The 12,763-nt window shown below is 30.9% G+C and carries 9 protein-coding genes; 2 read left to right on the forward strand and 7 right to left on the reverse strand.

The window, feature by feature from the left end; translation table 11 throughout:
• Window positions 1-161: 161 nt before the first annotated feature.
• The 5 genes from WG945_RS09035 to WG945_RS09055 form a co-directional block, all read right to left on the reverse strand.
• Entirely contained in the window at window positions 162-347 is a 186-nt protein-coding gene (locus tag WG945_RS09035) for a YgaP family membrane protein (protein ID WP_068447177.1), read from the reverse strand.
• 19 nt (window positions 348-366) lie between these two features.
• Complete coding sequence (locus tag WG945_RS09040; RefSeq protein WP_068447178.1) at window positions 367-672, reverse strand: hypothetical protein; 306 nt, start codon at window positions 670-672, stop codon at window positions 367-369.
• An 87-nt stretch (window positions 673-759) separates the two neighbouring features.
• Window positions 760-3,954: an efflux RND transporter permease subunit gene (locus tag WG945_RS09045; protein ID WP_068447180.1), complete on the reverse strand. Its 3,195-nt coding sequence runs from the start codon at window positions 3,952-3,954 to the stop codon at window positions 760-762.
• A 228-nt stretch (window positions 3,955-4,182) separates the two neighbouring features.
• Window positions 4,183-5,262 carry an efflux RND transporter periplasmic adaptor subunit gene (locus tag WG945_RS09050; protein ID WP_068447181.1) on the reverse strand — a complete coding sequence of 360 codons (1,080 nt, stop codon included), beginning with the start codon at window positions 5,260-5,262 and terminating at the stop codon, window positions 4,183-4,185.
• A 50-nt stretch (window positions 5,263-5,312) separates the two neighbouring features.
• A complete protein-coding gene (locus tag WG945_RS09055; protein ID WP_068447182.1) occupies window positions 5,313-6,623 on the reverse strand; it encodes a TolC family protein in 1,311 nt (436 codons plus the stop codon).
• A gap of 243 nt (window positions 6,624-6,866) precedes the next feature.
• Between WG945_RS09055 and WG945_RS09060 the strand changes: the two genes are divergently transcribed.
• Together WG945_RS09060 and pncA are read left to right on the forward strand one after the other, a co-directional pair.
• The gene (locus WG945_RS09060; protein ID WP_068447184.1) at window positions 6,867-8,264 is read left to right on the forward strand and encodes a nicotinate phosphoribosyltransferase; all 1,398 of its coding nucleotides are present in this window, start codon (window positions 6,867-6,869) and stop codon (window positions 8,262-8,264) included.
• Between the two features lie 66 nt (window positions 8,265-8,330).
• Window positions 8,331-8,936, forward strand: coding sequence for a bifunctional nicotinamidase/pyrazinamidase (pncA, locus tag WG945_RS09065; RefSeq protein WP_068447186.1), 606 nt, complete (start codon window positions 8,331-8,333; stop codon window positions 8,934-8,936).
• A 218-nt stretch (window positions 8,937-9,154) separates the two neighbouring features.
• On the opposite strand, the gene WG945_RS09070 is transcribed toward pncA, so the two are convergent.
• Window positions 9,155-10,201: an alpha/beta hydrolase gene (locus tag WG945_RS09070; protein WP_068447214.1), complete on the reverse strand. Its 1,047-nt coding sequence runs from the start codon at window positions 10,199-10,201 to the stop codon at window positions 9,155-9,157.
• 71 nt (window positions 10,202-10,272) lie between these two features.
• Window positions 10,273-12,639 carry a TonB-dependent receptor gene (locus WG945_RS09075; RefSeq protein ID WP_068447216.1) on the reverse strand — a complete coding sequence of 789 codons (2,367 nt, stop codon included), beginning with the start codon at window positions 12,637-12,639 and terminating at the stop codon, window positions 10,273-10,275.
• Between the last annotated feature and the right edge of the window lie 124 nt (window positions 12,640-12,763).

The following is a 12,763-nucleotide window of genomic DNA, read 5'->3' on the forward strand; positions in this document are numbered from 1 at the left end:
ATTTTTTGGTTTTATTATTATACTAACCAAAATTAACATTGTTATAAGTCCTATTTTAACTCTTATAATTTAAAAAATGACTGATATGGTGTATAAACATCTTAGATCCATTTTTCGCATTTACTTTTATTATTTAGAAGTAAAATCCCCCTATAACAGGTCTATTTTTTAACACCTAATTTTATCAAAATAACTTCTAACAAACACCATTTTGTAAATGCAGACTGAATTAAATTCACGCCAATAAATACACCAAACCACAACCAATTTATATTTACATAGTAGGTTAAAAAAATAGTTAACAACACCATAAACCCTACAATAACTCTAAAATATTTATTTAACATTTTTACTCTTTTTTTAAGTTTATATAAATCTTTCTATTGGTAAAACAATCGCTTTTAAAGGATTGTTTGTCTTTAATTCTTTATTAAATTCTTCCATTAGTTTAAATAAATCATCAATCTTTTCTTTTTCTGTAAAAGAGAAAAACATTCTAGATTCATTGCCACTTTTTTCACCAGAAAACCAACTAGAAGCCATTAATAATTCAGGTGAATTTTTATACCCATCAATATCAGAACTACTAAAATTTTTAATATTTGCTTTTTTGAAGATTTTTAAAACTTCTTTTTGAAATTCTTCAACGGCTGTAACTAATACTAATTTCATAATTTTTTATTTTTATGTCCGTTCTAGCGCAATTGAGAACTGTTTATAATTCTATACAAAGGTCTCCACTGCGCTAGACCAGACATATTATTTATAATTTTTCTTCTCTATCATATAATACACCAACGGCACAACCAACAACGTTAATACTGTAGAAACAATAGTTCCTCCCATTAATGAGATTGCTAATCCTTGAAAAATTGGATCAAACAGAATTACAAAGGCTCCAATAACTACCGTACCTGCAGTTAATAAAATTGGGGTTGTACGCACTGCTCCTGCTTCTATACAAGCTTGTTTTAAAGGAATACCTTCCGCTGTTCTTAAATTGATAAAATCAATAAGTAACACCGAGTTTCGTACCATAATTCCTGCCAAAGCAATCATGCCAATAAATGAGGTAGCTGTAAAAAATGCTCCCATAACCCAGTGTCCTAAAATAATTCCTATTAATGATAAGGGTACTGCAACCATCATTACAATTGGGGCTTTAAAGTTTTGAAACCAGCCAACAATTAAAATATAAATTAAAATTAATGCTCCTAAAAAAGCAATTCCTAAATCTCTAAAAACCTCTAAGGTAATTTGCCATTCTCCATCCCATTTTACAGTATAATTGTCTTCAAAATCTGGCTGACCTAAATACATTTCGTTTAATTGGTATCCTTTTGGCAACGAAATTTCTTTTAACTTTTCTTCCATCCCTAGAATAGCATACGCCGGACTTTCTAATTCCCCTGCCATATCTGCTAAAACATAAACAACTCTTTTTTGATTCTTTCTATAAATGCTTTTTGCAGCTATCGTTTCTGTAATTGTCACTAAATCTGCAATAGGAATTAAATTACCTTGTTTCGATTTTACTTTTAATTGAGAAATATCAGAAATCGTAGACTTTTCTTTTTCATCTAAAGTCAATACCAAACCAACTTGATTCACCGCATCTTCATCATATAAATTTGTAATTGCACGGTTAGATAAAGCCAGATTCATTGTATATGCAATTTGCTGTGGTGCAACTCCATATAACATTGCTTTTTCTTTATTAATTTCAAACTGATATTCTGTTTGATCATCTTCTACCATCCAATCGATATCCACCACATCGGCAGTATTTTTTAAGATATTTTGAACGCTATTGGCAATCTTAATCTGCTCATTATAATCTGGCCCGTAAACCTCTGCAACTATTGTAGATAATACTGGTGGTCCTGGTGGTACTTCTACCAACTTTACATTCGCATTATACTTTACTCCAATTTTCTGAATATCTGCACGCATTAATTTTGCAATTCCATGACTTTGAATACTTCGCTCGCCTTTATCAATTAAATTCACTTGAATATCTGCCATATTAGATCCACCACGTAAATCGTAATGACGTACCAAACCGTTAAAAGTAATGGGTGCAGAAGTACCCACGTAATTCTGATAATTTACCACTTCTGGTCGGGTAGCTAAATATTGAGAAATTTCTTGCGCTACAACCCCGGTTCTTTCTAGCGTTGTACCTTCTGGCATATCAATTACCACTTGAAACTCATTTTTGTTATCAAAAGGCAACATTTTTACCGCAACAGAATTGGTAAAAAACAACACCATTGTTGCCATTAACACTAAAAATGTTCCTCCTAAAAACACCCAACGTTTTGTTTTACTTTCTAATAATGGACCTTCAAACTTGTTGTAAATCCTATAAATTAAAGTTTCTTCTAAGGATTTCTCCAATTTTTCTGGTTGTCCTTTTTTATCTTTTTCTCTCAAGAAAATCAACCCTAAATAAGGTGTAACTGTTAAGGCAACAAACAAAGACAAAATCATTGCAATAGATGCTCCTATTGGCATTGGTGCCATATAAGGCCCCATTAATCCTGACACAAAAGCCATTGGTAAAACCGACGCAATTACAGTAAATGTTGCCAAAATTGTGGGGTTTCCAACTTCATTAATTGCATACAAAGCAGCTTGTTTAAAAGGCAAGCGTTTCATTTTAAAATGTCGATGCATATTTTCTGCAATAATAATGGAGTCATCCACCACAATACCCGTTACAAAAACCAAAGCGAATAATGTAATTCTATTTAAGGTATAATCCATTAAATAGTAGCTCAACAACGTTAATGCAAATGTAATTGGAACGGACAAAAACACCACCAATCCACCACGCCAACCCATTGCCAACATTACAACTAATGTTACTGCAATGATAGATCCCATAAGGTGTAACAACAATTCCGATACTTTATCAGAAGCTGTTTCTCCATAATTTCTGGTAATTTCTACGTGTACATCATCCGGAATTAAAGTTGCACGTAAATGGTCTACTTTATCAATAATAACTTCAGATATTTTCATTGCATCTGCACCTTTTCGTTTCGCAACAGAAATAGTTACAGCTGGATAATCTGATTTATATTCCGAAGATTTTACACTTCCTTTCCCAAAACCTAAACTCACATAATTTTGTGGAACTTCTGGTCCGTCAATAATATTTGCAATTTGCTTTAAATAAATAGGCTGATTTTGTTGCACACCAACCACCAAATTTTCTACATCTGTAACAGTTTCTAAAAATTTACCAGTATTTATTAAAAATTCTGTGTCATTTTTATCAAAACTACCAGCACTTAATTGGCTATTATTTGCCTTAATCATTTCAGAGACCGACAAGAAATCCAATCCGCTTGCAGCTAATTTGTCTTTATCTAAAACCACACGCAATTGACGCTCTCTACCTCCAATTTTATGGGTAATAGCAACATCGTTTACCTTTTTAATTTCAGACTCTAACTCCTGCGCCATCTGACTTAATTGAAAATCGTCATAATGCTCACTCCACAGCGTTAAGCCCAACATTGGCACATCATCAATAGCACGCGTTTTCACCAACGGAAACGTAACACCTGCAGGCATTTGGTCCATGTGTTTGTTAATTTCATTGTATAATTTTACAAAAGAACGCTCAATATCTTCACCTACATAAAACTGTACAATAACCATACCTTGCTCCTTCATAGACGTAGAATACACATATTCTACACCTTTAATATTCGAAATTAATTGCTCTAATGGCTTAATCACACGCGACTCTACTTCTGTAGGACTTGCTCCAGGATATCCAACAAAAATATCTGCCATTGGCACGTCTATTTGTGGCTCTTCTTCACGCGGAATCAAGTACGAACTATACACACCAATTACCATAAATACAATCATTAACAATACTGTTAATTTAGATTGCATAAAGACTTTGGCAATTTTTCCTGCGATACCTTCTTTCATAATTATTATTTTTATTACAACCTCAAAGGAGGTGATTTTTATTTTTTGGGCGTTTTAACAGGCTATACACTGTATCTTTTTTACTTGTCCTTACTAAGTACATTTTTTATTTGCTGTGGCAATCTCTTAATCGATTGGGAGATTACCACGTCGTTGCACTCCTCGTAATGACAGCTTATTTATTAAGTAAAAAAGGATGTCGTTTCTATCCTTAACGCAACTTATTAGTTATTGAATTGTAATTTTTGCACCATTAAACAGTTTTCCTTCACCAGAAACAATGTATGCTTCGTCTGCATTTAAACCAGATAATACTTCTACTTGATCTCCAAAAGTTCTACCTAAACGCAACCAACGTAATAATGCGGTATTGCTTTGGCTTACGGTATAGACACCAGATAATTGCCCATTAGTTACAATAGCATCTTTAGGTATTAAAACCATAGATGAGGTTGGTTTTCGCTCTACAGGAAATTGAACCGTTGTAAACATGCCTGATAAAATATTCACGTCCGTTTTCTCTAAATCTATTTTTACTAAATATTGTCCTCCAGAATTTTTGGCAGATGTACTTACTTCAGTAACTTTTCCTTTTACCGTTTTGTTCATTGACTTTACAATCACATCAACAGAAGCTCCTTTTTTAATTTCAGAAATTTCTGTTTCCGGAACCATTGCCATCACTTCAAAATTTCCAGGTGTTTCTATACTAATCAATGGAACACCAGGATTTGCCATATTACCAGCTTCTACATTTTTACTAGTTACTGTTCCGCTAAAAGGCGCTGTAATATTACTATAAGCAAATTGTGCGTTAATCTCATTTTTCATTTGTTTGGCCGATTCTAATTGTGCTTTTGCCATTTTAAAATTAGCAGTCATATCATCCATTTCTTTTTGAGACGCACAAGCATTTGCAAACAAATTTTTGAATCTATTATAATCCTTTTGTGCATTATTAAAACCAACAGTCGCTTGAGTAATTCCTGCGTTTACTTGTGCTCTTTTAGCTTGTAAGTCACTATTGTTTATAGACACTAATATTTGTCCTTTACGTACTTTATCTCCAACATTAACGTGTACTTTATCTACATAGCCCATCATTCTAGTACTTAAATCAGCACTATTTGATGCTTGAATTTTTCCGCTTACAGATAAAAACGGACTATTTCCACTAGCTACAACCTGACTTACTTTCACAGCAATTGCGGGTGTAGTATCGGTTACTGTTTTTTTGTCTTCGCTTGTACAACTTGTTAAAAACAGTAATACTGAGGTAAAAGTGAATAGGTATAAGTATTTTTTCATTTTATTAATTTTAAAGTCTCGAATGCACGAGTATTTGTCTTGATTCTATTTTACTCTTTCGTTAAAAATTTTAAATAAGCTTGTGAATAATTGTATTCAAATATGGTCTGATAATATTCTAATTGCTTTTGTGCGTATTTTGTTTCGGCAATTAATAAATCGGATGTTTTTTCTAAACCTTCTTTAAATCTGTTAGTTCTAATTCTTAAAGATTCTTCTGATTGTTCTAGTGCTAAAGAGGTTAGTTTTAATTTATTTTCAGCATCTAAAAAAGCACGTTTTGCTTTATTTAATTCTAAATTATTTTTAGAAACATATTGATTGTATTCTAATTTAGATTGTTCAAATTCAGCTTTACTCTTTTGTACTTTTCCAAAACGTTTAGAACCCTGAAAAATATCCCAACTTAATTGTGCTCCAAATAAATAGCCATTTGCACCAGCTCTAAAAACCTTATTGTCATGCAATTCATAACTTGCAAAAGCATTTAACCTAGGCAAAAAAGCCATTTTATCCGCTTTATTCATAGCTTCATAAGCCTTTGTTGCCAATTGCATCGCTTTAATATCTGAGCGGTTTTCTGAAATTATTTTATCATCAGTTCTAAAATTTGAAACGGATAATTCATCTGTTGGCGTATAAACAACATACATGTCATCATTCATTAAAAAAGATAAATAATTAGATGCGTTTTGCACATTACTTTGCGCCATTTGCAATTGGTTCTGAACTTCGGTTACTCTAACCTCAACATTCAACACATCTGCCCGTTGTAAATAGCCTTGTTTAAAGCTATTGTCTGCTAATTTTTTATTTGCATTTGCAGCTTCTAATGCTTTTTCTAAAACCGTAACTGCCTTATAAGCTAATTGTAATTGCATATAGGCTTTGTCTACCTCAAACACTAAATAATCTTGTGTTCGTTCTGTTTTTAAAGACATCGCTTCCATTTTAGACTTGGCTGCTTTGCGCTGGTACATACCATCAAAATTGATTAATGGTTGTTTAATTTCGAATTTTGTAGCGTAGTTTTCTATTTGTGAAGGATCGTTTAACACAGCTGGATTAAAATCGTTTTGCGTTAAAATTTCCTGATTTAATTTAGAACCAAAAGCCATTAATGGGTTTGTAGTTGCTATTGCAGTATGACTTGCTGTAATATTTGGTAAAAACACAGCATTAGTCTGTCTATAATCTGCTTTGGCTGCATTAAATTCTTGCTCAGAAATTTTAATAGTAGTATTCTCTTCAGAGACTTTCTGTAAAACTTCTGTTTTTGAAATTGGTTTTAATTTCTGTGCTTGAAAAGGTAAACCACCTAAAAACAAGAGAAATAAAAATATATTTATTGTGTTTTTCATTTATTCTTTAATTATCTGGCACAAAAATACATTAGACAATTTCTCTAGTAAGTAACATAAGTTACCTAGAAAAGAATAATTGTAGGTTTGGAGGGGGAAATTTATTTTAATCTTTTATGTTTTGACATAATAAACTGAATTCTAAAATAAAAAAAGAAACTATTTGATGTTATGATAATGTTTAAAATAAATGAATAAATTATTTATTTTTAAATACCTTCACAATTCTAAAACTAAAATGGCATGAATATTACAGCATCTTATACAGACCTTTATCAACTTACTATGGCAGAAGTCTATTTTAAGACAAAACCAGATGGACACGCTGTCTTTGATTATTATTACCGTCACAACCCTTTTAATGGTGGTTATTCTATTTTTGCAGGATTAGAAGATGTACTAGATATTTTAGAAACTTTTAAATTCTCAGCTTCCGATATTGCATATTTAAAACAACATGGTTTTCAGGATGATTTTTTAGAATACTTGACGAATTTTAGTTTTAAAGGAACTATTTTTTCAAGTAAAGAAGGAGATGTTGTTTTTCCTAATCGCCCGATTTTACAGGTAGAAGCTAATATTATTGAAGCACAGATTATAGAAACTTTTCTACTAAACATTCTTAATTTTCAGACTTTAATAGCAACCAAAGCAAGTAGAATTAGATATAGTGCAAAAGAAGAAGTTTTATTAGATATGGGCTTACGTCGTGCCCATGCTACTGGAGGATATTATGCATCTAGAGCCGCTATAATTGGTGGTTTTGATAGCACAAGTAATGTGGCTGCTGCTAAAGATTATAATATTCCGTCTACAGGTACAATGGCGCACTCATTCATACAAAGTTATAAAGATGAAATACAAGCATTTAGAGATTTTGCAAGCATACGACCAAAAGGATGTGTTCTTTTAATAGATACCTACAACACTTTAAAAAGTGGCTTACCAAAAGCAATTACGGTCGCCAAAGAAATGGAAGCTAGAGGAGAAAAACTACTTGGAGTTCGTTTAGACAGTGGAGATTTGGCATATTTATCTAAAAAAACGAGAGCAATTTTAGACAAATCCGGTTTAGATTATGTAAAAATTGTAGCCTCTAATCAATTGGATGAATATGTTATAAAAAGTCTTAAAGAGCAAGAAGCACCTATTGATATTTTTGGTGTTGGAACCAATTTAGTTACAGGAAATCCGGATGCTGCCATGGATGGTGTTTATAAATTATCAGAATACAATAAAGAACCAAGAATTAAGCTTTCTGAAAACATCATAAAAGTATCATTACCATACAAAAAACAAGTTTTTAGAATGTTAGATGATAAAGGTATGTTTTATGGTACAGACGCTGTAGTATTATATACAGAAGGAGAAGTAAATAAAATAGAACACCCTTTTGACAGTACAAAAAGTTTAGATTTAGAAGGTTTTAAACAAGAACCTCTACTTGAAAAAGTTATGGAAAATGGAAAAAAAATAGTCCCTTCTAGATCTGTTTCTGAAGTTGCTAAATATTCTCAATCTCGTTTAGCACAACTTCCAAATGAATACAAGCGTTTTCAAAATCCGCATATTTACAAAATAGGATTGAGTTTAAAACTAAAACAAGAACGCGATAAATTAGTTAATGAACATAAATTCTAAACTAAACCCTCTTAAGTTTATCATTTTTAGCATTATTATATCTAAATTTTAAATAAAAAACGATTTATGAAAACACTTCTTATAATAGATGTACAAAACGATTTTATGCCAGATGGAGCGCTTCCTGTTCCTAATGGAGATAAAATAGTTTCAATTATTAATGAGATACAGCATAAATTTGATTTGGTAATTGCTACGCAAGATTGGCATCCGGAGGACCATATCAGTTTTGCTTCCAACCATAAGGGAGCATCTCCTTTTGATGAAATTGAAATTAATGGAATTTCGCAAACCTTATGGCCAAATCACTGTGTACAAGGCACTAAAGGAGCGGAATTACATCCTAAGCTAAACACATTACAATGTGAAACTATTTTTAGAAAAGGTACAGATAAGGAGATTGATAGCTATAGTGCCTTTTATGATAATGGACACCTAAAATCTACAGGATTAGCTGGATATTTAAAAGAAAAAGGGACTACCGAACTTTTTATATGTGGATTAGCTGCTGATATTTGTGTTTACTATTCCATCCGAGATGCTGTTAAAGAGGGTTTTAATTGCTTTTTTATTGAAGACGCTTCCGAAGCACTAGATAAAAAAAGTTTTAAGAAAATTAAAGAAGATATGATTGATATGGGAGTCAAAATAATTTCTTCAAAATTGATATAACACCTTTTCTTAAAGAAATCACATTCTTTAAATCTACATTTTAACACCTATTTTAAAAGTAATTAAAGTCAAGAATAAATGATATTACACATTATTTTTTCTGATTTTTTTCCATCAAATAATAAAACCTGTAATTGGTAAAAAGCAATTACAGGTTTTATTATTTGGTAGTATATAAAAATGAAGTACATTTTAGTAATACTTAAAGTATTAGAAGGTTAATCTAATTTCTCTTTTAAATAAACATTATCTGGATCTTGTTTTTGATGGATTGTATTTAAAATAACTGCATTCTCTTTTTCTTTTAATTTTATTGCTAAATCTACGACTCTATCTATATAAGCTCCTTGAGGTTGTAGATTAAAACCAATGTTTTTAGATAGCAAATTATATTGTGTTTCTAATATTGAAGGATTTTTCACAAGCTCTTTTACATTTATTTTAAAACCTTTAAATATCGTTCTTAATCCATCAATTAATGATGGCAACACAACACTTCCGTGATCTTCATCATTATAAAATTTAACGTGATAGTTTAAATTTTTAGGTGCTGTAACCTTCATTAATTCAAGTGCTTTCCTTTTAGCTTCAAAATGAGCAAAATGCTGTTTGCTAGGTTCTTTTTGATTTCCTTTAGAGTTTGCATTTGCAAAAAACAGAGAGCTTCCTTTAAAATCTATTGTTTCTAAATTACTTTCTAGTTTTTTTACAAGTACATTATCATCCCACCATAAACTTGGATCTATAATTAAATAAGCATTAAATTCCGAAGGATTTTTTAATAAAGTATTAAACGCAAACAAGCCTCCAAATGAATGCCCTATAAGAATTTTATAATCTAATGTTCTATAGGTCTTATTAACTTTAGTAATTAATTCTTCTGTAATAAAAGACTCAAACTTTTTAGAGCCTCCATTTTCATAAGATAAACTCGTAACTTTTGTAGGCGTTAATTCTCTTGATCTATTAGTGTTTTTTACTCCCACAACAATACATTCTGGCATTAGCGGATAATATCCGTCTGATAACTTTTGAACGATACCTGTGGTAACATTAAAAAATTTTTCGCCATCTAAAAGATAAATAACAGGGTATTTTTGATTGGCAAAATTCTTATTTGAATAATTTTCTGGTAAAGACACCAGGTATTCTCTTTCTTCATCTAATATTTTAGATTGTATGGTTTTTACTTCTCCTATCTCAATTTTTTGAGCTTGAGATAAAAAAGAAATCAAACAAAAAGCATAAACAATTATATTTTTCATAATTATGATATTTTAAAAAAGAAAAGAGAACGCACAAACAACAACGCTCTCTTTTCAACATTTAATAAAAATTAAAACAAACTATACGTAAGACCTACTCTAAAGTTAAAAGGCTTTTGAGGTATTCCGTAACCATTGTAATATTCTTTATCAAAAATATTATCTGCCTTAACACTTACTTTGTAGTTGTCTTTTTTGTAAAATACAGTAGCATCTACCGTTGTATAAGCTTCTGAACCAAAATTATTGGTTGTACTGTTATAAATTTCGCTCATATGGTTAGCTCCTACTCCAAAGCCTAAACCTTTTGCACTTCCTTTTAAAGCTTGGTAACTTAACCAAAAGTCCCAAACTGTTTCTGGTGTATAACTTAAACTGTTTCCTAAAACAGCTTGGTTACTAAAACTTACTTTTTCTAAAGTAGCATTGTTTTTAGTATACCCTGCAACAATATTTAAACCTGGTAATGGATTTGCAATTAAATCTATCTCGAAACCTTTACTTAATGTTTCTCCGGTTTGAGAGCTAATTCCGTTTTCATCAACAATAATATCATTATCGATATTAATATTATAGTAGCTAATTGTACTTAATAATTTACCGTTAAAGAAGTCTAATTTTGTACCAATTTCAAATTGTTTTGCTCTTTCTGGATCCCAAGAAATAATTTCTCCATTTCCGTTATCTGAAGGCGCATTATTGTTTAATCCATCCATATAATTTACAAATACCGATGCTTTATCATCAAACGGATTATAAGCGACACCCAATTTGGTACTTAATGCATTTTGATTGTATCCGTTAGTTCCTTCTACTCCATTAGATATTGTGTTACTAGACATAAAACGATCGAAACGTAAACCACCTGTAAGCGTTAATTGTTTGTTTATGGTTATAGCATCAAAAGCGTAGAAACCTAAGGTTTGAAATTTGGTAATTGTTTTATTTTTTGTTTCATCAGCTAAATTTGCTTCAAATTGATCGTTTGTAAGACCTGTAATTACAGGGTTTGTAGTATCTACGGCATCAATTGCATTCCAAACTCCGGTACGCTGTGTGTCATCTAAATTATTTAAATAACTAATACCTGCAACAAATTTATTATCAACTTTACTACCTTCTACAACATTTAAAAAGTCTTGTTGAATGTGTGTATTTTGAGTTTCTCTTGGGTCTAATTGTAAGTAAAACCTATTAACAGTTGTTACATCTCCCATTACTACTCTTAAATAATTGGCATCTGTAAATGAACTTGCTTTTGTAAAGTTTGTTTTTGATGTCCAAGTATCAGATAATTTATAATTCATGTTTATTTGAGACACTAAAGAAGAAAAATAACCAGCCATTTCATTTGTACCATAATTGGTATTAAAGTCCCAGTTTAAATCATCCCAAGAATTTACAGTATCAGAAATTAAGGCACCAGATACACCTCTTGCAAAGTTTAAATTACGTTTACTTTGGTTGTATTCTAGATTTGCTTTAATTGTTAATTTGTCTGACAACTCAAAAGTTAAAGAAGGCGCCAACATAAACTCTTTTATAATTCCTTGATCTTGAAAACTAGCTTCATTATTATAAGCTCCATTAAACCTAAAGAAAACACCTTCTTCTTTGTTTAAAACGGTGTTATAATCTATGGTTGCTCTATTTAAATCGTAACTTCCTGTGATGTAACCTAAATCTAATTTTTCACCATTATAAGCTTGTTTTGTTACTTTATTTACAACACCACCAAAGTTGGCAATATTATTAACATTAGCTCCATAAAATAAAGAAGCAGGCCCTTTTATCAGTTCTATTCTTTCTATATTTTGAGGATCAATTGGTGCCTTTACCCAAGCAATTCCGCCATTTCTTAAATGTACGTCAGATCTAAAACCTCTTAAGAACACACTTACATTACCGTCATTAGACTGTACATAACCTCCACCAGTAATACTTTTAAAAGCAGAAGCTAAATCTGTATTTACTTGTTCTTTTAATAACGCATTTGTTACTACTGAATAGGATTGTGGATTATTACTGTTTTTTAACGGAACCTTTGCTACATATTCAGACTCCTTATGTGCAAATTGATTTAAACGTTCTGCAATAATTACAACTTCATTTAATTGCTCTTGATTTTCATCTAATTGTATATCGTTTATCTTAGTTTCTAAAGAGTTTACTTGAATATTTATCGTTTTTTGTTGCATTCCTATTAATGAAAACTCTAAAGTATAATCTCCGTAAGGAATATTTTTTAAAGAATATTTTCCATCAAAATCTGTAGTGGTACCAAATTTGGTCGACTTAATAATTACATTTATAAAAGATGCAGGGTTACCATCTGATGTTATTACTTTACCTGAAACTCTACCTGTGCTTTGTTGAGCATAACTTGAGCTTATTAAAAACAACGCAATAATTGTTTTTAGAATTCTTGATACTTGCATAATATTAATTTATTTTTTGTTTTTTAAAACTTAAAATGCATCTTAATTTTTGAAATAAAACTAGATACACTGTTCTTATTTAGACTAATTATTAATAATGTTTTATTTTTACGCAAATTTAGAT

The organism is Polaribacter atrinae (genome assembly GCF_038023995.1).
Taxonomy (GTDB): Bacteria; Bacteroidota; Bacteroidia; order Flavobacteriales; family Flavobacteriaceae; genus Polaribacter; species Polaribacter atrinae.

Excerpts from the sequence above, each read along its gene's own strand:
- WG945_RS09035 (WP_068447177.1), bottom strand. The coding sequence starts at position 347 with ATGTTAAATAAATATTTTAGAGTTATTGTAGGGTTTATGGTGTTGTTA.
- WG945_RS09070 (WP_068447214.1), bottom strand. The coding sequence starts at position 10,201 with ATGAAAAATATAATTGTTTATGCTTTTTGTTTGATTTCTTTTTTATCT.
- pncA (WP_068447186.1), top strand. The coding sequence starts at position 8,331 with ATGAAAACACTTCTTATAATAGATGTACAAAACGATTTTATGCCAGAT.
- WG945_RS09055 (WP_068447182.1), bottom strand. The coding sequence starts at position 6,623 with ATGAAAAACACAATAAATATATTTTTATTTCTCTTGTTTTTAGGTGGT.
- WG945_RS09050 (WP_068447181.1), bottom strand. The coding sequence starts at position 5,262 with ATGAAAAAATACTTATACCTATTCACTTTTACCTCAGTATTACTGTTT.
- WG945_RS09045 (WP_068447180.1), bottom strand. The coding sequence starts at position 3,954 with ATGAAAGAAGGTATCGCAGGAAAAATTGCCAAAGTCTTTATGCAATCT.
- WG945_RS09075 (WP_068447216.1), bottom strand. The coding sequence starts at position 12,639 with ATGCAAGTATCAAGAATTCTAAAAACAATTATTGCGTTGTTTTTAATA.
- WG945_RS09040 (WP_068447178.1), bottom strand. The coding sequence starts at position 672 with ATGAAATTAGTATTAGTTACAGCCGTTGAAGAATTTCAAAAAGAAGTT.
- WG945_RS09060 (WP_068447184.1), top strand. The coding sequence starts at position 6,867 with ATGAATATTACAGCATCTTATACAGACCTTTATCAACTTACTATGGCA.